20 protein-coding genes are annotated in these 19920 nt (G+C 40.6%); 7 read left to right on the top strand and 13 right to left on the bottom strand.

Annotation, left to right across the window (positions count from 1 at the left end; all coding sequences use genetic code 11):
- Positions 1 to 118 precede the first annotated feature (118 nt).
- Positions 119 to 2743, top strand: a complete 2625-nt coding sequence (alaS, locus tag IPJ09_10510) for an alanine--tRNA ligase (GenBank protein ID MBK7371852.1) — start codon at positions 119 to 121, stop codon at positions 2741 to 2743.
- A 49-nt stretch (positions 2744 to 2792) separates the two neighbouring features.
- Complete coding sequence (locus tag IPJ09_10505; GenBank protein MBK7371851.1) at positions 2793 to 3779, top strand: glycoside hydrolase family 5 protein; 987 nt, start codon at positions 2793 to 2795, stop codon at positions 3777 to 3779.
- A 60-nt stretch (positions 3780 to 3839) separates the two neighbouring features.
- Here the strand turns inward: IPJ09_10505 and IPJ09_10500 are convergent, their stop codons facing one another.
- Both IPJ09_10500 and IPJ09_10495 read right to left on the bottom strand, forming a co-directional pair.
- Complete coding sequence (locus IPJ09_10500; protein MBK7371850.1) at positions 3840 to 4385, bottom strand: YceI family protein; 546 nt, start codon at positions 4383 to 4385, stop codon at positions 3840 to 3842.
- Between the two features lie 260 nt (positions 4386 to 4645).
- Entirely contained in the window at positions 4646 to 5203 is a 558-nt protein-coding gene (locus IPJ09_10495) for a polyisoprenoid-binding protein (GenBank protein MBK7371849.1), read from the bottom strand.
- A 159-nt stretch (positions 5204 to 5362) separates the two neighbouring features.
- Here IPJ09_10495 and IPJ09_10490 point away from each other — a divergent pair, with 159 nt between their 5' ends.
- Positions 5363 to 5863, top strand: coding sequence for a hypothetical protein (locus IPJ09_10490; GenBank protein MBK7371848.1), 501 nt, complete (start codon positions 5363 to 5365; stop codon positions 5861 to 5863).
- Between the two features lie 10 nt (positions 5864 to 5873).
- On the opposite strand, the gene IPJ09_10485 is transcribed toward IPJ09_10490, so the two are convergent.
- The 7 genes from IPJ09_10485 to IPJ09_10455 all read right to left on the bottom strand — a co-directional run bounded on the left by IPJ09_10485 (position 5874) and on the right by IPJ09_10455 (position 12955).
- Positions 5874 to 6146, bottom strand: a complete 273-nt coding sequence (locus IPJ09_10485; protein MBK7371847.1) for a zinc ribbon domain-containing protein — start codon at positions 6144 to 6146, stop codon at positions 5874 to 5876.
- A gap of 18 nt (positions 6147 to 6164) precedes the next feature.
- Positions 6165 to 7349, bottom strand: coding sequence for a C40 family peptidase (locus IPJ09_10480; GenBank protein MBK7371846.1), 1185 nt, complete (start codon positions 7347 to 7349; stop codon positions 6165 to 6167).
- 72 nt (positions 7350 to 7421) lie between these two features.
- On the bottom strand, positions 7422 to 8063 hold the full coding sequence (locus tag IPJ09_10475; GenBank protein ID MBK7371845.1) for an NAD(P)-binding domain-containing protein: 642 nt from the start codon (positions 8061 to 8063) through the stop codon (positions 7422 to 7424).
- Between the two features lie 164 nt (positions 8064 to 8227).
- On the bottom strand, positions 8228 to 8941 hold the full coding sequence (locus IPJ09_10470; protein MBK7371844.1) for a DUF2807 domain-containing protein: 714 nt from the start codon (positions 8939 to 8941) through the stop codon (positions 8228 to 8230).
- Between the two features lie 71 nt (positions 8942 to 9012).
- Complete coding sequence (locus IPJ09_10465) at positions 9013 to 9264, bottom strand: thiamine-binding protein (protein ID MBK7371843.1); 252 nt, start codon at positions 9262 to 9264, stop codon at positions 9013 to 9015.
- A gap of 36 nt (positions 9265 to 9300) precedes the next feature.
- Positions 9301 to 10461: an MFS transporter gene (locus IPJ09_10460; protein MBK7371842.1), complete on the bottom strand. Its 1161-nt coding sequence runs from the start codon at positions 10459 to 10461 to the stop codon at positions 9301 to 9303.
- 85 nt (positions 10462 to 10546) lie between these two features.
- On the bottom strand, positions 10547 to 12955 hold the full coding sequence (locus IPJ09_10455; protein MBK7371841.1) for a carbohydrate binding family 9 domain-containing protein: 2409 nt from the start codon (positions 12953 to 12955) through the stop codon (positions 10547 to 10549).
- A gap of 242 nt (positions 12956 to 13197) precedes the next feature.
- Here IPJ09_10455 and fabG point away from each other — a divergent pair, with 242 nt between their 5' ends.
- Positions 13198 to 13935: a 3-oxoacyl-[acyl-carrier-protein] reductase gene (fabG, locus tag IPJ09_10450; GenBank protein MBK7371840.1), complete on the top strand. Its 738-nt coding sequence runs from the start codon at positions 13198 to 13200 to the stop codon at positions 13933 to 13935.
- 1 nt (position 13936) lies between these two features.
- The gene (locus IPJ09_10445; GenBank protein MBK7371839.1) at positions 13937 to 15193 is read left to right on the top strand and encodes a hypothetical protein; all 1257 of its coding nucleotides are present in this window, start codon (positions 13937 to 13939) and stop codon (positions 15191 to 15193) included.
- Between the two features lie 7 nt (positions 15194 to 15200).
- Here the strand turns inward: IPJ09_10445 and IPJ09_10440 are convergent, their stop codons facing one another.
- Both IPJ09_10440 and IPJ09_10435 read right to left on the bottom strand, forming a co-directional pair.
- On the bottom strand, positions 15201 to 15863 hold the full coding sequence (locus IPJ09_10440) for a nitroreductase family protein (protein MBK7371838.1): 663 nt from the start codon (positions 15861 to 15863) through the stop codon (positions 15201 to 15203).
- 14 nt (positions 15864 to 15877) lie between these two features.
- Positions 15878 to 16585, bottom strand: a complete 708-nt coding sequence (locus tag IPJ09_10435) for an SDR family oxidoreductase (GenBank protein MBK7371837.1) — start codon at positions 16583 to 16585, stop codon at positions 15878 to 15880.
- 151 nt (positions 16586 to 16736) lie between these two features.
- On the opposite strand from IPJ09_10435, the gene IPJ09_10430 reads away from it, so the two are divergent.
- Together IPJ09_10430 and IPJ09_10425 are read left to right on the top strand one after the other, a co-directional pair.
- Positions 16737 to 17477 (top strand): ABC transporter permease, encoded by a 741-nt coding sequence (locus IPJ09_10430; protein MBK7371836.1) that lies wholly within the window; start codon positions 16737 to 16739, stop codon positions 17475 to 17477.
- 1 nt (position 17478) lies between these two features.
- Positions 17479 to 18240 (top strand): ATP-binding cassette domain-containing protein, encoded by a 762-nt coding sequence (locus tag IPJ09_10425; protein ID MBK7371835.1) that lies wholly within the window; start codon positions 17479 to 17481, stop codon positions 18238 to 18240.
- 534 nt (positions 18241 to 18774) lie between these two features.
- Here IPJ09_10425 and IPJ09_10420 read toward each other — a convergent pair.
- Positions 18775 to 19521: a DMT family transporter gene (locus IPJ09_10420; protein MBK7371834.1), complete on the bottom strand. Its 747-nt coding sequence runs from the start codon at positions 19519 to 19521 to the stop codon at positions 18775 to 18777.
- Entirely contained in the window at positions 19518 to 19688 is a 171-nt protein-coding gene (locus IPJ09_10415) for a hypothetical protein (protein ID MBK7371833.1), read from the bottom strand. The genes IPJ09_10420 and IPJ09_10415 overlap by 4 nt, the downstream gene beginning before the upstream one ends.
- Between the last annotated feature and the right edge of the window lie 232 nt (positions 19689 to 19920).

Raw genomic sequence — 19920 nt, 5'->3', positions numbered from 1 at the left:
TTAATATATTAAAAAATAATATAATATATATACCGTTGGATAATAAATTTTAATTCATAAAATAGTTACTGAAAGATCAATTTTGGTTTTATTATTTTTGCGGCATATAAAATAAGATATGACTTCAAAGGAGATAAGACGACACTTTTTGGACTTTTTTCAATCAAAATCACATTACATAGAGCGATCAGCCCCGATCGTGCTTAAAAACGATCCGACTCTTTTATTTACAAATGCCGGAATGAATCAATTTAAAGATTTATTCCTGGGAAATAAGCCAATAGTCTATCCGAGGATAGCTGATACCCAAAAATGCTTAAGGGTATCTGGCAAGCACAATGATCTGGAAGAAGTTGGTCTGGATGGCTACCACCACACCATGTTTGAAATGTTGGGCAACTGGTCTTTTGGAGACTATTTTAAAAAAGAAGCTATCGACTGGGCATGGGAGCTCCTTACGCAGGTATTGCACATTGATCCGGAAAGGATGTATGCCAGTATATTTACCGGTGATCCGACCGAAAACCTCGATCGTGACCTTGAAGCTGCGGGATATTGGGCAAATTATCTTCCTGAAGACAGAATCATTCTTGGATCAAAAAAGGATAATTTCTGGGAAATGGGTGACACCGGCCCTTGTGGACCTTGCTCTGAAATCCATGTAGACATCAGGAGTGAAGAAGAGCGAAAAAAAATACCCGGCAAAGACCTGGTCAATCAGGGGCATCCTCTGGTCATAGAGATCTGGAACCTGGTCTTTATTCAATTTAATCGCAAAGCGGACGGAAGACTGGAAGAGCTACCTGCCAAACATGTAGATACAGGTATGGGTTTTGAAAGATTATGCATGGTGCTGCAACACAAAACCTCTTCTTATGATACCGATGTATTCAGCGCACTTATATCTTTTGTAGAAAAACATAGTGGCATTAAATACAAGGGGTCCTATGAAATTACAGCCAAAACGGACATTGCCATGAGAGTATTGGCTGATCACATTCGGGCAGTGGCTTTCACGATTGCGGATGGCGAGTTGCCGAGCAATGGAGGTGCGGGATATGTGATCCGTAGGATATTGCGCCGGGCTGTTCGATATTATTATTCATTTCTTGAGATAAAACAACCATTTTTTTATAAGTTGGTACCTGTATTGGCCGATTATTTTGATGAAGTATTTCCAGAGTTGATCCAGCAAAAAGATTTTGTAAGCAAGGTGATCGAAGAGGAAGAAAAATCATTTCTCAGAACTCTGGAAGCCGGCTTAAAAAGGTTAGAATTATTAACCAATAAAAACCATACACTTTCCGGCCACGATGCCTTCGAACTGTACGATACCTTTGGATTTCCAATAGATCTTACCAAGCTGATCTGTGGTGAAAAAAATGTCATAGTGGATGAAGGGGGATTTGATGCAGAACTTGCCAAGCAAAGAGCTCGATCCAGAGCAGCAGCGGTAACAGAGACCGGAGATTGGGTGATCGTGCACGAAGGCAAAGAGACACAATTCGTAGGGTATGACCAGTCAGAAGTCGATGGAGTGAGCATACTCAAATTCAGAAGCATAAAATCTAAGGATAAGGTCGAACATCAACTGGTATTGGATACTACTCCATTCTATGCAGAAGGAGGGGGTCAACTTGGTGATATCGGTATCTTACAAACACCTCATGAGACCATCAGGATCATTAACACTAAAAAAGAAAATGACCTGCCTCTCCATTATGTCGATACCTTACCACAGGATCCGTATGCAAAATTTTATGCATCTATAGATACTGACCGAAGGAGAAAGATAGAAAACAATCACAGTGCCACGCACCTCTTGCATGCCGCACTGCGACAAGTATTGGGAGAACATGTACATCAAAAAGGATCCCTGGTGAGTGACCAATATCTTAGGTTTGATTTTTCGCATTTTCAAAAAGTGAGTGCTGAAGAACTTACACTTATAGAGCATATCGTCAACCAAAAGATAAGAGAAAATATAACGCTGGAAGAATCGAGAAGTATCCCCATAGCGCAGGCACAGGCATCAGGAGCCATGATGCTTTTTGGAGAGAAATACGGTGAAAATGTACGTATGATTACCTTTGATCCAGCCTATTCAAGAGAATTGTGTGGGGGTTGTCATGTGAGTGCTACCGGAAAAATAAGTTTGTTGAAAATCACGAGTGAAGGGGCCGTCGCTGCAGGGGTGCGCAGAATAGAAGCCATCACAGCTGATGCAGTAGAGGAGTTTCTTGAATCAAACGAACAGTTATTGGGTCATATAAAAGCAGCTCTCAAAAATCCTAAGGATGTCCTTCAATCTTTGACGCTGCTGTTAGAGGAGAATAAATCACTTAAATCTCAGTTGTCTGACTATCAGTCCAAAGAAATCGCAGCGATAAAACAATCTTTGATGGCTGGTGTAAAAAATGTTGATGGGATTCATTATGTGATCAGCGACCTGGGTATCGTAGATGAAAAAGATGCTAAAACATTATCTTTTCAACTGGAAAAAGAGTTGGGAAATGCTTATATCCTATTTGGCTTAATATCCAATCATAAACCCATGCTGATGCTGCATATATCAGCTGAACTGGTAAAATCTAAAAGTATGAACGCTGTAATGATCATAAAGGATCTGGCTGCTCATATACAGGGTGGCGGTGGCGGTCAGCCTTTTTATGCAACTGCCGGCGGCAAAAAGGCAGATGGCATACATGCAGCATTGAACGAAGCCAAGTCCAAACTGAAATGATGACATGATAATTAACTTGAATTACTAAATGATTTAACAATCCAGGGTCATGAATAAAATTATAATATTTGTCTTTATTAACCTGATATCGAATTTTTTGTCATTTGGGCAATCCCGAATATCTGTTTCAGGCAATAAATTTATTAATGAACAAAATCAGACCATCATATTTAAAGGGTATAGTTCCAGTGATCCGGACAAGCTGGTATACAATGGTCATTGGAACCAGGATTATTTTGATGAACTTAAAGCCTGGGGAGCCAATATCGTGCGATTTCCTGTTCATCCCCAGGCCTGGAGAAAACATGGAAAGAATAATTATCAAAATCTGTTGGATCAAGGAATAGAATACGCTCAAAAGGCAGGCCTATATGTCATTATTGATTGGCATAGTATCGGCAATCTTAAATCCGCGCTATTTCAATCTCCTAATTATGATACTGATCTAAAAGAGACCTTTGAATTTTGGCGAGCGATGGCATCCAGATACAAAGACAATCCTACGGTCGCGTTTTTTGAATTATTCAATGAGCCTACCGTGTTTAATGGTCAATTGGGTGTGTGCAGTTGGGACGATTGGAAAAAAATCAATGAAGAGATCATTACAATCATCAGAGCGTATGGAGCTAAAGCAGTGCCTCTGGTAGCTGGTTTTAACTGGGCTTATGATCTTACTGCCGCAGGAGCCTCCCCCATCAATGCCGAAGGCATAGCATATGTGTCCCACCCATATCCTATGAAAAAGCCACAACCCTGGGAAGATAAATGGACAGCCGATTGGGGATTTATGGCTGCTAAATATCCTGTGATATTGACAGAAGTCGGATTTTGTGGTGCGGATGATGTCGGGGCACATATACCGGTGATCAGTGATGAATCTTATGGTGATGCAATGGTGGCATACTGTAGAAACAAAGGGATTTCATTGGTGGCCTGGGTTTTTGATCCCAATTGGGCACCTCGTATGTTTAGTGATTGGGAGTACACTCCAAGTCGCCAGGGAAAATACTGGAAGGAAGCCTTCAGGAAATTTTAAAAATGATGCCGGTGACCTTCACTGGCATCATTGAAAAATCTATATTTGATTAAATTGGCATTAGGCAGACTTTGCCAGTTGAATTTCGAAGTTAAGATGGACTGCTTCACTGACCAATAATCCTCCAGAGGCCAGAGGCGCATTCCAGGTAAGACCCCACTCTGTTCTATTAATAATACCACTGATATTAAAGACAGCTTTATCATTTCCCCATGGGTCTTGATAGATGCCGCCAAATTCTACGGCAAGGAGAATTTTTTTCGTTATACCCTTGATCGTGAGATCGCCGGATACTTCCCAGATGCCATCTTTATTGATATCCTCATAAGACTTGCATTGAAAGGTGATCTGTTCGAAGTTGGCAGCATCAAAAAAGTCCGCTGACTTAATATGGTTATCTCGGTCTGCTGAGCCTGTGTCTACAGAACCAACATTAATCCAGAAATTTACCTCAGCAGTTTTAAAATCCATACCAACGGTAGTGATTTCAGCGCCATAATCTTTAAAAATGCCCCTCACGTTCGCTACCATAAGGTGTTTTACCTTGAATCCAACCTCAGAATGAGATTTGTCAATTGCCCATTTAATTTTTTCGTTTGATTCCATTATTTGATATTTTAGTAGCAAACAATCTTCCGGGTAAATAGTTTAGGCTGTATTAGACTGGTTCCAAACAAAATCAAATGGACGAGATCGGTTATATTTCTGATCAGACCACACAAGCTAGGTAAACTAGGCTAATAAGATGGTCATCTGATTGCAGTTAACAGATTTATAACCCCCAATATCAGGTACCCAACATTATTCTTACCAATTTAGCTCGATTGACGGAAGGCTAAGCACTAAGCTGGGAGCAAAAAATCTAATTATATCGTGGTTTGCTTAAATAGTTGAATCTCGCAGTTGATGCTTACTGTTTCGCTCACCAACAGACCACCAGCTTCCAAAGGGGTATTCCAATTGAGGTCCCAGTCTGTTCGATTTATGTTGCCATTTACATTGATGACGGCTTTCTCATTTCCCCAGGGATCTTTCAATATACCCCCAAACTCCGCATCGAACACTACTCGTTTTGTAATACCTTTTATGGTCAAATCGCCATGCACTTGATAACTTCCATCATGATCGACATCGATATAGGTATTGCCTTTAAAAGAAATTTGTTTATAGTGTTCCGTATCAAAAAAATCAGCTGATTTGACATGATTGTCTCTGTCAACAGATCCTGTGTCTACCGAGGCTGCGTCAATCCAAAAATCCACTTCGGCGGTAGTAAAATCTTCTCCAGTCGTGACGATATCGGCATCAAAATCTTTAAACCAACCTCTCAGAGTGGCTACCATTAGATGCTTCACTTTGAATCCGATCTCTGTATGTGCTTTGTCTAAGCCCCACTTTACTTTTTTGTTACCATCTGATTGCATGCGATATTTTTTTTAGTAAAACATCCAAAGAAAACAATTGTTTGGCATCATTCAGAATTTTTTGAATCCGAAAAGATATTGGTTAAAATAAATATAAGTTATATAAAGACAATACGCTATGATCTGCCAGGTCTCGTTGCAGTAATAAAACATCAACTTATGACTGTACAATATAGATTGCTCTTTGGGCTGGTCTCTTTGACGGCATGTCAAATAGATCTGGGTGGAGTGTTTGGCAATGATTCCAAAGATGGTACCTATCCTAATGTGGAGGAGGAGCTTTGGCCTTATTTTGCAAGGTTCGAAAAGGAGGCTGCCCAAAGAGGCTTGACGGTAGATCTCAAAGATGCAGTGATCACAGGGGTTATATCTGACATATCTGCTGACCACGTGATCGGCCAATGCTCTTATAGCAATCAGGATCCACATAAAGTGACTGTAGACAAGCCTTTTTGGGTTAGTGCCTCAGACCTGGGAAAAGAGTTTGTGGTTTTTCATGAGTTAGGCCATTGCTACCTGGGACGACTACATGACGAGTCGATGGACAGCCGTGGTATTTGTTTGAGTATCATGCGTAGTGGTACCGGAACCTGCAGAGATCTGTATACCACAACCACTCGCAGTATCCTGCTCGATGAATTGTTTTTGGATAAAAATTAATTAAGAGAAACTACCAACTGGAAGATTTGTTCCAACGAGCCAAATTGGGAATACCTTTGGTAAACCACCCGGCTATGAATCCCGGGAATCCCATGGATTGAAGTTTTCCTTTGACCAGGGACTGCATGTCTGCGGCCGACATATTCGGGGAAGTGAATTGCCCTTCAGAATAACATTTGCTGCAATATATTTCATTTTTAGATCCATCGGCATTGGTGCCACCACCCATGGTGTCTTTTTTCATTGGCATACCGCAACTCTGGCAGTTTTTATAAGCACTCATGACAATAAGTTTGATTGTTTATTGAAAATATTTTAGGTCTGAAATGAAAGGTATTCCGTTTTCCTTTGGTGAAGATAATGGGCGGGTAGCTCTCACTAAAGAGGCAAGCCTGTTTTCAGCAAAATCCGCATCGCCTCTGATGAGACTTTGTACTTTGACATAACCTGATGCGTGTATTATTTTTCCTTCGCCAATATAAATAGCTACATGGGTAATCTTTTCAGGGCTAGTCTCTGTGGCTTTTCTTCCAAAAAATAAAAAATCACCAGGCAAGAGATTAGTCAGGGTGGTATCTGTTTCGATGGGAAGGCCTACGCTGACTTGCTGGGAGGCATCCCTAGGCAACAGCAGCCCATGCTGAAAAAAGACCATTTTTGTAAATCCACTGCAATCAACCCCATTGGCAGAAGTGCCTCCCCAAAGATAGGGAGTCCCCTTTAACATATTAGCGGTGTTTAGGACAGCCGTAGCACCTGGAGCTTTTGTTTGTTTTGTTTTCCAAAGTGTATAATCTGCCCCATGAGCGCCAGGTAAATATCCAGTTCTGCCATCAGGAAAGGTGACTAAATAATAATCTTTATATTCGTCACCACTCTCCAGAATAGCCCCGAGGGAAATGGTAGACACCAATGGGGATAGGGAAGATTGACGCTCAAATATATAGGAATGATCATTGGTCACGATGACTTTTGGCTTGCTCCACCAAGTATTAATTTCACTCGAATCCATACATTGAAGCGCATCCAGATCGATCCAACCGAGGTAATCATCCGGAGTCTGGCAATAAATCCAACCAGATTGATATTTGAACAATCGCAGTACAGTACCACACAGTATTTGATTGGAGAGTTCGCTGGAATGGCCTGGCTTAGAACGCATATTGGCTACCGGTATATTGACTACCCCAAAATGTTTCCCTTCCAGGCTTGCATTTGGCAATATTTCAATGCTATCTATTGGTGTAAAAGAAGCGAGCTCCTGCAATAATTGGTTTTTGGCTTCTATGTTAAATGTTTCCCCTTTGAGGAGGAGTATGCCATTAGTCAAGCTGGCTTGTATATCAAAAATGGCGGTACGTTTGTCCGGGGCGAATTGTTTTTCGAGTTTATGGATGGTATCTGTGACTAAGGGGGGGATTATATTATCTTTTTGACTGCAAGCTGTGATGAGCAAAAAAGACACAAAAAAATAGCAAGGTTTCATCTACCAAATTTAAATAAAATAACTGCTACTCAGGATAATGATTCTGGTCAGCAGCGGGTAATAAGCGTTATGCTATTTAAGTAATTTAAATGCATGATTCCATTGATTGTCTTTAAATCCCCTGATACACCACAATATGCAAAGGCTCTCAATGCTGCCTGCAGATTGGATAGAACCCATATCTTCTGTCTGCCATCCAAAAGCGTCTAATATATCCGTGACTTCCTTTTTCGCTGAGTCGTTATTGCCACAAATAAACATGGATGGTATCATACCCTGAAAGCTTGGCTGGTACATAAATGGACTTCCAACTGAATTAAACGCTTTTACTATATATGCACCTGGTTGAGTGTCCTGGAGTTGAGCAGCGAGCGATTCATTCTGCAGAGTAAAAAACTGCAAAACTCCCTGGATAGGCGCAGTCTCCGTGATGGGGTTGGTAGTGTCGATCACAGTTTTACCTTTAATATCTTCAGCATTGAGGTTGCTAAAGACCTTGATAGCCGCATACCCTTTTACCGCCAGCACTAGGAGGTCCCCAAAAGCGGATGCCTGTTGGAAACTCCCGGTTTGCACAGGAATTGAAGATTTAATTTGGATGAGTTTGTTGGAGTCACTGGAACCAATCATGACTTCGTGTCCCTGGTCTACGAAACCTTTTGCCAAAGCTTTGGCTACATCACCTGAACCTAAAATTCCAATTTTCTTTTTCATTGATTATTAAATTAAATGGTGTTTGACGGACGCCTCTTGATTTGAACATCTAAACCAAATAAAAGTTTAGTTTCTGCCTTATAAAAATTAGGCCGAACCCCACAGTTGGGATTCGGCCCTGTCCACCTACTCTTTTGAGGAAGAATAGTTCTTTATATTATTTTTTAATCTATGGTGCTTATCGATCCACTACCAGATATGCTGGTTTTAACCTTGGGATGTCCTTTATATTTGACACTGCCACTTCCAGCGATACCTGCTTCTAAAGAATTACTTGCATTAACCAGGCAATCTCCAGACCCGGAAATCCCAATTTTGACTTTCTCCACCTCACAATCCTGGGCTTTCACATTGCCTGACCCCGAAGTACCGATATTCAGTTCTTTTGCAACTCCTTTTATAAATACATTTCCTGACCCACTGATCCCACAATCAATGTATTCAGCTTCCACTGTCGCTCTGATGTTACCAGAACCACTAAGTCCAATCTGAAAGTCATCAGTCTTAATGGTATTCATCGTAGTGATATTACCAGAGCCTGCCATGCCTACTCCATGTAATCGGGGGACAGTAATTTTAATATTGAGCTTATCATAATCCGACCACATGTTTTTGGGAAGCTTGATTCGCCATTTGCCGTCTTTTACTTCTGTTGCAATCTGATCGATGATATTTGCTTGCCCTTCAATCGTCACTTTTTGTGTAGCTCCCTGAGTGATCTCTACATCGGCTGAAACGCTACATTCGACGGTGCTAAATGAAGGCAGATCCAGGGTGCGAGTGACTGATGGTCCAGAGCCTTTGAGCGATACTTTTTGGCTCCATCCCATGACAGAGAATGCAAAAAACATCAAACTTATAGATAATAGATTTTTCATGAAATGATTATTTTAATGATTCAAAATTAAGGACAATTGAATAAACATAAGGTTGCACAAGTATGTTCCTTTTAGTCGGTCAGGTCCAGATTGGCCAATTTGACAATCGAGATAGCAGTGCGGTCCGACTCAAATACTTTTTTAAGTTCATGTTGAATCAAATGCATACAATCATCGTAGTCCCCGACCAGGAGGGTGCTCATTGGTTGGAGGATTACTTCAATACCTGGTCTTGATTGGAGGCTATCGATAAAGCTCCTGATCACAGGGCTATAGTTTTTATCCAGGGGAAAAACACTTATTTCTATAGTAATGCGCATCATCTATGATTTATAAAGTATGGAAATGAATAAGTGACCTCATAGCTTTATTTTGGTAGTAAGGAAGACCCAAAGGAGCCCAATGATGCTGACAAAACCTAGTGCCACTTGAAGATTGATTGCTTTGGATATGAAACCTATGATCACTGGCCCCCCCAGGAAGCTAGCCACTGAAAAAGTATTGAGTGTGGCCAGGCCTACCCCTTTGCCCAAACCTGGCAACCTCGCCGCTGAGCCATATAAAATCGGCGCTCCACAAGAGACTCCAAACCCTACAAGACCGAATGCCAGAATGCATACCCAGGTAGATGGTATGAGTACTGCCAGAGCAATACCTGTAACACTCATAATCCCACCATAAACCAATACTTTATTGGCCCCATATGTAGGAATAATATAATCCCCCAAAAACCTGCCAATAGCCATAAAAAAAGAATAAGAGGCCAGTCCCCAACCAATAAGGTAAGTTGCTGAATGAACTATGTCTCTCATGTATACCGCTGTCCAGTCTGCCATAGCCCCTTCGGTTAAGTTGGTACACAATGCGATACCGATCATTACCAGAAGAGCCCCCTTAGGAAAGGTAAATTTTGGTTTTTGGTCTGACAGTGGACCATGATGATCATCTTGGATATGCAGTATATGGGCACTTACACTCCAGGCAAATAAAAGCAAAATGGCGGAAATAGTACCGGACTGCCATACTGGAATGACCTTAAAACCAATCATGGTACTGGATACCAGTGATCCGATCATCAATCCAAAACTAAAAAGACCATGACAGGTAGACATAATGTAAAGCCTCCATTGATGTTCTAATGCAGAAGCACAAGTATTCATAGACACATTGGTAAAGGCGATGGCTACCCCGGTTAGAAACAATCCTGAAGCTACCCCCCATACCTGGAAGGATAATACCGGTAGAATATAAAAGAAGCACATACCCGTCACGCCGATCATGGTCATCTTTTGCATGCCGTATCTGTGGATAAACCAGGTGGACAAGGGATTAGCTAACGCAGCACCAATGGGTAGGCACAATATAAGTAGGCCTAATTGTGCATCATCTAAATTAAATTTGGTTTTTACAGAGGGTATCAAAGTTGCCCAATTGCCAAATAAAGTGCCCATGATTAAAAAAATCATGCCGACCGCCAGGCTTTGGCGGTTTTGTACAAATTTTACCAGATGTGAAAACATGTTATGGTCAGATGGCCGCAAAGATGCGAAAAAGGTCTAAGAGGGACTCACAATCCTGCTTTCAATAAGACAGGCTGTTTGAATCCTATATAGATGGTTTTGCCAGGTCTTTCTTACGCAAAGAATTGTAATCAATAAAATAGATCACTTTAACCGAAAAATTATTGTTTTGCTCTGAGTTCAGTGTGCCATTGAGATTATTAAAATAGCGGGTATCGTTTTTGTCTGCAGTAGTAAATGCAGCATCTTTCCAGACTAAATTAAAAAAACTGCCGGGAGCGTACTGCCAGGTATAGACCATATCCACATTGAAAAAATTTACATTATAATCAGCATTGTCCGTAGGAACAGTGCGGGGTGCCAGGTTGCCAGCATTTTGCAGATCAAAAAATTCTTTGTGGTGCACACTGCTGAGATAATGTCTGACTCTGAGCGTAAGTCCCATTTTATTATTAAAATTAAAATTCGTGTTGAGCACATTGGATATTGTATGCAGATCTCTTCTGCCGATGATCACCTGACCCTCGGATGTCTCGGTGGTATAGCCTATATTATTTTTAGTTGGTTCGTAACTAAAATTGTGACTTAAAGAAAACTTTGAAGAAAATCGATATCGGTGCTGACCAAATAATTCGAAGCCTTTTAGATCATAAAAATCAAAAAATTTGAAAGTGAATAATTCAGTATAAAAACTATACTTTTTGCTTTGATTGGATTGGAACCAGGTGCCAAAATTAATTCTCCCCCCTCTTCGTAAAAAGTAGCCTTCTTTACGTGGCTCGTAAAAATCGTTTCTGCCTGGATTAAAGCCTGCAAACATTCCAATAAACATCAGCTTTTTGGTTTGTGCATTTGCATTGATATTAAAATTGACAGACTGGTACCTGGTGTCAATGTGGCCAATTCTGCTGGCAAGGTGGGAAAGGGATGTATTGAAATTAAAATTGATCCTGTTATACCATGATTTAGGTTGGATGATTCGATACCCTACAAATAGATTATTGTTGATATAGTTGTTGTTAGTGAAGTAGCCAAGATCATTGTGACTATACCTGGTATCGGCATATTCATTTGAGAATCTAAAATTGAAAACTCCGCTAGTCTTGCCAAAACCAAGTGCACCACTGATCCCTGGTTTTTTATCGTATTCAGTACCATAAAATTTGCTGGTAGCTACTTTCCCATTTACATTCCAGGTATTGGATTTGTCATTGATGTCGTAAAGGAAGGCTGATACATTCGAATCGTATTCGCCGGCTTCACGCATCACATTGGAGTTGAATAGGGTGATGGAAGAATTGTTTTTTAAAGATTGGTCTAATACCACAACACTATAGTTGGTCAAAGGATTGGTGAGTTGATGACGAATCTCTTTGCTGTTAAGGTTTTCTACCAAAGCATAGGCAGGTTTGGTGATGGCATTGAGAATACCGATACCGAATCCAGATTGAGTACGACCTGAAATTTTTGAAGCATTGATTAGTTTGGTCTCAGTCGGATTTTTAATCACTTCTTCTTCAGAGGTGAGGTCATCGTAGATGCTGTATTGATGTATGGGGCTACCACCTATGCGCCTGGAATAAAAGAGTCCTCCTTTATTGAACAACTCGGTGCCTTCACTAAAGAAATTTCGATTTTCATTAAATTTTACTTCAAATGGCGAAAGGTTGAGTACCTGGTTGTCACTTTGTACCTGGCCAAAATCGGGGATCAAGATAGCATCGAGGGTAAAGGCTTGATTGATTCCATATTTCAGATCCAGGCCACCATTGACCTGGCTGGACCAATTTTTTACTCCTGCTGTTTGGGAAGGATAGTGGTTGGCATACACAGAAAGGTAAGGTGAAAACTGCAGTCTAACCGGAGGCTTGATTTCTTTTAACCCAGTCCAGTAACCTTCCTGAGTAAGGAATCCATTTTTGGTAGGATCAATTGGGTTCCAGGTAAACTGCTCTTCTGTCTTGCGTCTTCGACGAGTGATATTCAGCCCCCAATCCTGATGATCGTCTCCCCCAAACCGGATAGCAGAAAAAGGAATGAACATCTCAAAGTCCCAGCCCTGGTCGTGTAGTTTCACGGCACTGGTCCACACCGCATTCCAATCAAAATCTTCTCCCCCATTATTGCTATTATTGCCAGGAGACATTTTAGCATCCCATTGTTCTCCCAAGGGAGTAACGAAATATTCAAAACCATTGATATTGTCTTTATAAGTATCGAACATGATGCCGATATAATCATTAGTACCAAAGCCATCCCTACCTTTTAATTCTTTGGATATATTATCGACAGAGGCCTCATAACATCTGCCCCCAAAATAGATACCCTGATCATTGTACATCAAATAGGCCTCAGTACGCTCTTCGTATTTTTCTTTTTCGCCGATCTGAGGTCTAAACTCTACGAGATCTTTAATCACCTGCGCCTGTTGCCATGCCGGATCACTGATGTCCCCATCGATGACAGGGACCTGGACACACCGTATAGCTTTCAAGGTTTTGGGATTCAAATCTATCGCATACGATGTACAAGAGAAGATAATACAGGCAGCGAAAATTGAAATAATACGATGCATTGGCAATGTGAGCTGATAAGTTTAGATAAAGACCAAAAATAGCGCTATCGGTTGCATTGAAATTCGTTTTACACTAACCTTAATAACACTTTAACCCTCGCATTTTCAAACCATTAACAATTAGTCTTAAGATTATATCTTTGTGCTAATAAAAGATAAATATGAACCTAGAAAATAAAGTAGCTCTGATCACCGGCGGAAGCAGAGGCATCGGTGAAGCATTGGTCAGGAAATTTGCCGCGATGGGAGCCTCAGTGGCCTTTACCTATTCGTCGTCCGCTGAAAAAGCCAACGCTTTGGTCGATTCAATTCCTGAACACAAAATCAAAGCTTATCAATCTGATGCTTCTTCTTACACTGAAGCGGAATCTTTGATTAAACAGGTCCTTGCTGATTTCGGCAAAATCGATATTTTAATTAATAATGCCGGAATCACCAAAGACACACTGATGCTCCGTATGAGTGAGGATCAGTGGGATGAGGTCATCAGGGTTAATTTAAAATCTGCCTTTAACCTTACCAAACACGTGCTGAAGCCCATGCTGTCGGCAAGATCCGGATCCATCATTAATATGACTTCTGTGGTGGGTGTATTTGGCAATGCGGGACAAGCCAACTATGCAGCATCCAAAGCAGGGATGATTGGATTCACTAAGTCCATAGCCAAAGAAGTTGGGAGCCGATCTATCCGATGTAATGCCATTGCACCTGGATTTATTGAAACCGATATGACACATACATTGGATGATAAGACCAAAGAACAATATTTTTCCGGGCTGGCTATAAAACGATTTGGTACTGCTGAGGAAGTCGCTGATCTGGCTGCCTTCCTTGGATCAGATGATTCCAAATATATTACAGGACAAGTCATCAGTATCTGCGGAGGGCTTAATATGTAAGATGAAAGGGATCCTGGTATTTTTGGCTGTAAGTCTTCTTTTGGGCTGTATACCCAAAGTCACCAGTACTTTTATCAAATTAGAAACATTGACTGCCCGGGACAAGTCCACCAAAGCTACCTCTGACGACCGTAGATCTTGTTTCGAAGCGGCAGCTTATATACCGGATACGTTGCATCGGGATCATATGCCTGAGCGATTGCTGAGGGTCAATTTTCACTTTATGAATTCGAGTGACAGTACTATGAATTTTAAGGAAGATGACGGTAAGACATTCATATATCGGTTATTGCCTGTAATGCAAATGCTGTTCGATAAAAACACCAAACTTTGGTTGCCTGCGGGCAATGAGATCCCTGTCATCCCGGTAAATGTGAGATATGTACTTACAGGCGATGAGGTGTCCAATCCCGGGATTTATTTTCACTACGATGACGATCTTTATTATTATATCCATATGGGTGCTCGAAGGAATAACACGGACCGAAACGTAATAGAAAAATATGCAGTCGGACTTGATTCGGTATTGAACATATTTATCCTGCCACATCATCCGGACAGCACCAGGTCTACAACCTATAAATCCGGTTGTGTTGGTATCGCTTTGGGCAATGCCATTAAAATATCGGGCATATTTGAAAAAGGATTTAATGAGTGGAATGTCAGAGGCACCTTTAATCATGAAGTCGGTCATGTGCTTGGGCTCTACCATGCCTGGACTTTTGATGGCTGCGAAGATACCCCTATGCATGACAATAGATGTTGGGTGACCGAAGATCCCGGCTGCCAAGGAAATACTTCAAATAACATGATGGATTATAATGCATGGCAAAGTGCTTTGTCTCCATGCCAGGTCGGAATTATCAATAAGAATTTTTCTAATACTCAAAATCCTGTTAGAAATCTATTGATTAAAACCTGGTGCAATTATGACCCATTCCAAAAAATCACTATCAAGGACTCTATCGTTTGGGCTGGTGCCCGAGATCTATCCGGTGATATAGAGGTGTTGGACGGAGGATCGCTGCATATAAAATGCAGAGTGTCCATGGCCGAAGGTGCCGTGATCAGGGTCCATCCGGGTGGCAGACTGATCCTGGATGATTGTCAATTGGATAATGATTGTGGTAAATCATGGAATGGCATCCTGGTGATGCATCAGGGGAAATTAAGTGGTGAAGTGATTAAAATTGGTGAGGTTAGGCTGGGTCACGCTGCTGATAATTCTAACGCCACTACCAAAACCCCAAAGTTTTAGCTCGGTACTATTCAGTATACCATGATATAACCTCTTCCTCCCGTTTTCGATGGATATCCGGTACCATGGCATGGTCGGCAGGATACCCTACGGGGATAAGTAAAAAAGGAGTTTCGTGTTCAGGTCGGTTTAATATTTTTTTTAGAAAATTCATTGGGCTTGGTGTGTGAGTAAGGGCGACTAGTCCAGCCTGGAATATGGCGGTGAGCAAGAACCCACATGAAATCCCGACTGACTCATTCACATAATAATTTTTTCTTTTTTCATCATGCACTACATCGTAGGACTTCTTAAATACAATAATTAGCCAAGGAGCTACTTCCAGGAATTCTTTTTTATCATTCGTCCCTAATGGAGCTAAATCCTGCAACCAGGCTTCGCTCATCCTGCCATGATAGTTTTCGTATTCTTCTTGTTCTGCTGCTTTTCTAATAGCAGATTTGATGTTGGGGTCAGACACGGCACAATAGGTCCATGGTTGTTTATGAGCTCCTGAGGGAGCCGACGAAGCAGTCATGATGATGTTTCTGATCACTTCGCCAGGCACAGGTCTTGACGAAAAATCACGCACCGATCTTCTTAAGTTGAGAAGCTCATAATAATCGTTGCTGTCCAAAACCATTTGTATTGGATCTTTGATAATCTGGTGATAAGCTATAAAGTCACTCATAAAGAATTTTATTTTTAAAGATCTCCCCCTTGTGGCCGGATGCGAAACTCTTCTACCACAGCCTGTTTACTCAATTGACTACATGACCAGATCATCGCAGCGATGTCGTCAGCATGGATCATGTCGTTTTGAGTAAAGGGTGAGCCTTGCCAGCTTTCGGACCAGGTAGCTCCGGGTAAGACTGCCGTGACCTTGATATCTGTTGGTTTCAGCTCTTCTCGCAGGCACTGTGAGAATCCATACAGGGCAAATTTTGAAATAGTATATGCGCCACCGTTAGGGTAGGCTTTTTGACTGGCAATGGAGCACATGTTGAATATATGACCGGAATGATTTTGTTTAATCATATCGATCAAACCTCTGGTAAACCGATAAGCACTCATCAGATTGGTATCTAGCTGGAGAGATAGGCTAGACTCTGCTTCTGATAATACTCCGCCCGGGATAAATGTGCCCGCATTGTTTATTAAAATATCGAGGTTAGACCAATCATTCGCAAGTGTTTCGCACCATTGTTGTATTTCATCAGCTTTGGTCACATCGCAGGGTTTTACCCACAAGGTCCGATCAGGGTATTTTGATTCCAATTCTTTCTTTAAGGCATCGAGGTCTAAAGCTTGCCGGGAGCAAGTAGCCACATCATATCCGTGAGATAAAAATTTTTCTACACAGGCCCGGCCAATTCCTTTTGATCCTCCTGTGATGACTATTTTTTTTGACATATATATATTATTGCTTGATTTACAAGACAAAATAGGGAGATTTGGGTAAAGTGCCTCCTCAGGAGAATACTTAATAAGAGGTCAATGGATTACTTTGACAATTCCAATCCTTGACTAAGCCGAATGTCCTATCTTTGTCCTTTCCGCGTAGATGAAGTTACTAGACGACTTAGGCCAATATCTTTTATTAATCAAACATGCATTAGTAAAACCTCCTAACTGGAGAATGTATGGGCGTGAACTGATTCGCCAGATGTATGATATAGGCAATGGATCTCTATTGATCATAGCTCTGATAGCTATATTTATTGGTGCGGTCACCGCAGTACAGTTTTTATATCAATTGGATGGCACCCTGATACCTACCTGGTATATTGGGTATATCGTGAGGGATTCTACGATTATAGAACTGGCACCAACGATCAGTTGTCTTGTATTGGCAGGTAAAGTGGGCTCCAATATGGCTTCAGAGATAGGTGGAATGCGCCAAAAAGAGCATATCGACGCCATGGAAGTGATGGGGGTCAATACGCCATCCTATCTTATTTTGCCTAAGATCCTGGCTTCTGTGATGGTCATACCCTTGCTCGTGATTGTCGCAGCTTTTGTGAGCATCATAGGAGGTTATCTGGCTAGCGTAGGTGGGGGTTATATGAATACCGAAGAATATACCAGGGGACTAAGGGCCTTTTTTATTTCTAACAATCTTTGGATGATGCTTTTCAAATCTGTTGTTTTTGCATTTATACTCACTTCAGTGTCCTGTTATCAGGGTTATTTTGTAAAAGGTGGAAGTGTAGAACTTGGTAAAGCAAGCACTAATGCTGTTGTCGTCAGTAATATTTTGATCCTGGTATCTGATTATATCATCGCTTTAATGTTTACCACCTAATATGATTTTAGCTAAAAATGTAGTCAAATCATTTGGTGAACAACAAGTCATCAAAAATATCTCGATCTCATTTGAAACAGGCAAGACTAATCTCGTAATTGGACGGAGCGGAAGTGGAAAGACCGTTTTGCTCAAAATGCTGGTAGGCCTTATCAAACCAGATGCAGGACAGATATTTTATGATGGTGAAGAATTTTATAGCCTTGACAAAAGAGAATTGCAGGCTCTGAGGATGAGAGTAGGGATGTTGTTCCAGGGATCAGCGTTATTTGATTCGCTGTCTGTAGAAGAGAATGTAAGGTTTCCGATGGATATGTTTACCCACAAGACCCGTGCAGAAAAACAGAAGCGTGTGGATTATTGTCTCGATCGGGTTGGACTGGCTGGCAACAATAAAAAGTACCCATCGGAAGTATCCGGTGGCATGCAGAAGAGAGTGGGTATAGCCAGAGCCATCGTGCTCAGTCCTGGTTATTTATTTTGCGATGAACCAAACTCTGGATTAGATCCCAAAACTGCGCTCCTTATAGACGAACTTATCCACGACATCACGGTAGAAAATAATATTACTACCATCATCAATACCCATGATATGAACTCCGTCATGGAAATCGGGGAGACTGTATCATATTTGAATAATGGATTATTGGAATGGAGGGGCTCTAAAGATGATATTCTCAAAAGTAACAATGAAGACTTGCATGACTTCATTTTCGCATCTCCATTTTTGCAGAAATTATTGGATGAAGCTAAAATGAGTTAATCATCTTGATCAGCAGAATTTTTTTAGTCAAAGAAATAAAAAAGCCCAGACTTGAAGAACAAATCCGGGCAGAAGACTAAGGTCTCAAAATAAGAAAACTACTTCTTTATAACGCTGATCGCCATCAAAAAGATGGCTTTCATGATTAAAATCTACTGATTACATTGTACTTCTACAACTCTTGATTTAAAGGATAAAATTCTATTTATTCAATTTCAAGTAACTAAAAGTAGCAAAAATTTTGCCAAACTCAAATTAATATTAACATTAATTTATATATATTTATTAAATTTATTTGTAAAATATTTAATTACAATAGTGTATAAATTAGATTAAGTGGTAATATATTTTCAAAAAAATAACATTACTAACATATTATGATAATTTGCATGTATTTGGTTGTTAATATTTTGCTTTAACTTAAAGTAGAGCTGGTCAGAATCATGTCTAATTATATCAAAGTCAATATGGTGTGTTCGTTAGTTGACATGCTTCTTGGGTAGGCAGCTAATTCTTTTAAAAACAATATCGGGATTATTGGGATTTTTTCTTTTTACTTACAAGGATCACTCCTCCAATGACCAGGGCCGTACCCAGTATTTGAACAACACTCATTTTTTCATCAAGAAAAAAATATGCAAGTATAATAGTACTCACTGGTCCTACTGCTGATACAATGGCTGCATTATTGGCACCAATGCTTTTAATACCAGCGGACACTAAAAAATTTGGAATCACTGTTGCCATGATCCCTAACATCAATCCATATACTATCATTTCACCATGTAAGTCCTGAAATCCAAACTTTCCGGTAAAAGCATAATGAATAAATACACCTACCGAAGAAGCAATCAAGGCCACAGAAGTATACATCATGACGGGCACTTTTTTAAGCAATCTGCCTGAACCTGCTATGTATCCTGCAAATGTGATTGCACATAAAAATATTAAGGTACTTCCCAGGGTGATATTTTTCATCACGACCCCTGCATTGATTTCATGAAAATAAGTAACGATCAGCCCAGTATAACACAAAGCAAGGGCGATGATCTGTTTTTTGGAAATGGACTCTTTAAAAAATACTGCATTGATCAAAATAGTAAACGAAGGATACAAAAACAAGATCACCCGCTCAAGACCAGCCGTAATGTATTGCAATCCAAGAAAATCAAGCAGGCTACTAATATAATAGCCTAATAAACCCATGACAATCATGGCCGCCCATAGTTTTTTCTCAGGCAACTGAGATTTGTATTTTCGAAATGAAAAAAAGCCCGTCACCAGAAAAAAGGAAAAGCGAATAACATCCTGAGTGCCAATAGTGAAATAGCATCGATAGGCGTATCCCTAAAAGCCATCTTGACCATAACGGCTTTTGTGGAAAACAATATGGATCCCAACAGGATGAGTCCATAACCTTTAAGCTGAAAGCGATCGGAGTCTGGCATAAATCGCCTGCAATATGAACTAAATTCTGCAGGAGCGTTAATTCATTATTGTCGCAAACTACAGACTCAAGCGAAGCTTTATGGCTCAATGCTACTCTCGAATATCTGGTGAAAGCATTGTTTGTGAAAATGAATTTTACATTCTTTGAAATCGGGTTTGCAAGTGACCGGGTAATAAAATAAACCTGCTTAACTGATGAATTCTGTTATTTTTCAAATCTAGCATTCTTAT

Source organism: Saprospiraceae bacterium, from assembly GCA_016709995.1.
Lineage (GTDB): Bacteria > Bacteroidota > Bacteroidia > Chitinophagales > Saprospiraceae > JADJLQ01.
Note: the sequence above shows the minus strand (reverse complement) of the source record. Positions and strands in the feature narration are given on the sequence as shown.

Excerpts from the sequence above, each read along its gene's own strand:
- IPJ09_10430 (MBK7371836.1), top strand. The coding sequence starts at position 16,737 with ATGAAGTTACTAGACGACTTAGGCCAATATCTTTTATTAATCAAACAT.
- IPJ09_10480 (MBK7371846.1), bottom strand. The coding sequence starts at position 7,349 with ATGAAACCTTGCTATTTTTTTGTGTCTTTTTTGCTCATCACAGCTTGC.
- IPJ09_10475 (MBK7371845.1), bottom strand. The coding sequence starts at position 8,063 with ATGAAAAAGAAAATTGGAATTTTAGGTTCAGGTGATGTAGCCAAAGCT.
- alaS (MBK7371852.1), top strand. The coding sequence starts at position 119 with ATGACTTCAAAGGAGATAAGACGACACTTTTTGGACTTTTTTCAATCA.
- IPJ09_10495 (MBK7371849.1), bottom strand. The coding sequence starts at position 5,203 with ATGCAATCAGATGGTAACAAAAAAGTAAAGTGGGGCTTAGACAAAGCA.
- IPJ09_10435 (MBK7371837.1), bottom strand. The coding sequence starts at position 16,585 with ATGTCAAAAAAAATAGTCATCACAGGAGGATCAAAAGGAATTGGCCGG.
- fabG (MBK7371840.1), top strand. The coding sequence starts at position 13,198 with ATGAACCTAGAAAATAAAGTAGCTCTGATCACCGGCGGAAGCAGAGGC.
- IPJ09_10490 (MBK7371848.1), top strand. The coding sequence starts at position 5,363 with ATGACTGTACAATATAGATTGCTCTTTGGGCTGGTCTCTTTGACGGCA.
- IPJ09_10445 (MBK7371839.1), top strand. The coding sequence starts at position 13,937 with ATGAAAGGGATCCTGGTATTTTTGGCTGTAAGTCTTCTTTTGGGCTGT.
- IPJ09_10485 (MBK7371847.1), bottom strand. The coding sequence starts at position 6,146 with ATGAGTGCTTATAAAAACTGCCAGAGTTGCGGTATGCCAATGAAAAAA.
- IPJ09_10425 (MBK7371835.1), top strand. The coding sequence starts at position 17,479 with ATGATTTTAGCTAAAAATGTAGTCAAATCATTTGGTGAACAACAAGTC.
- IPJ09_10465 (MBK7371843.1), bottom strand. The coding sequence starts at position 9,264 with ATGATGCGCATTACTATAGAAATAAGTGTTTTTCCCCTGGATAAAAAC.
- IPJ09_10500 (MBK7371850.1), bottom strand. The coding sequence starts at position 4,385 with ATGGAATCAAACGAAAAAATTAAATGGGCAATTGACAAATCTCATTCT.
- IPJ09_10505 (MBK7371851.1), top strand. The coding sequence starts at position 2,793 with ATGAATAAAATTATAATATTTGTCTTTATTAACCTGATATCGAATTTT.
- IPJ09_10460 (MBK7371842.1), bottom strand. The coding sequence starts at position 10,461 with ATGTTTTCACATCTGGTAAAATTTGTACAAAACCGCCAAAGCCTGGCG.
- IPJ09_10415 (MBK7371833.1), bottom strand. The coding sequence starts at position 19,688 with ATGCCAGACTCCGATCGCTTTCAGCTTAAAGGTTATGGACTCATCCTG.
- IPJ09_10440 (MBK7371838.1), bottom strand. The coding sequence starts at position 15,863 with ATGAGTGACTTTATAGCTTATCACCAGATTATCAAAGATCCAATACAA.
- IPJ09_10470 (MBK7371844.1), bottom strand. The coding sequence starts at position 8,941 with ATGAAAAATCTATTATCTATAAGTTTGATGTTTTTTGCATTCTCTGTC.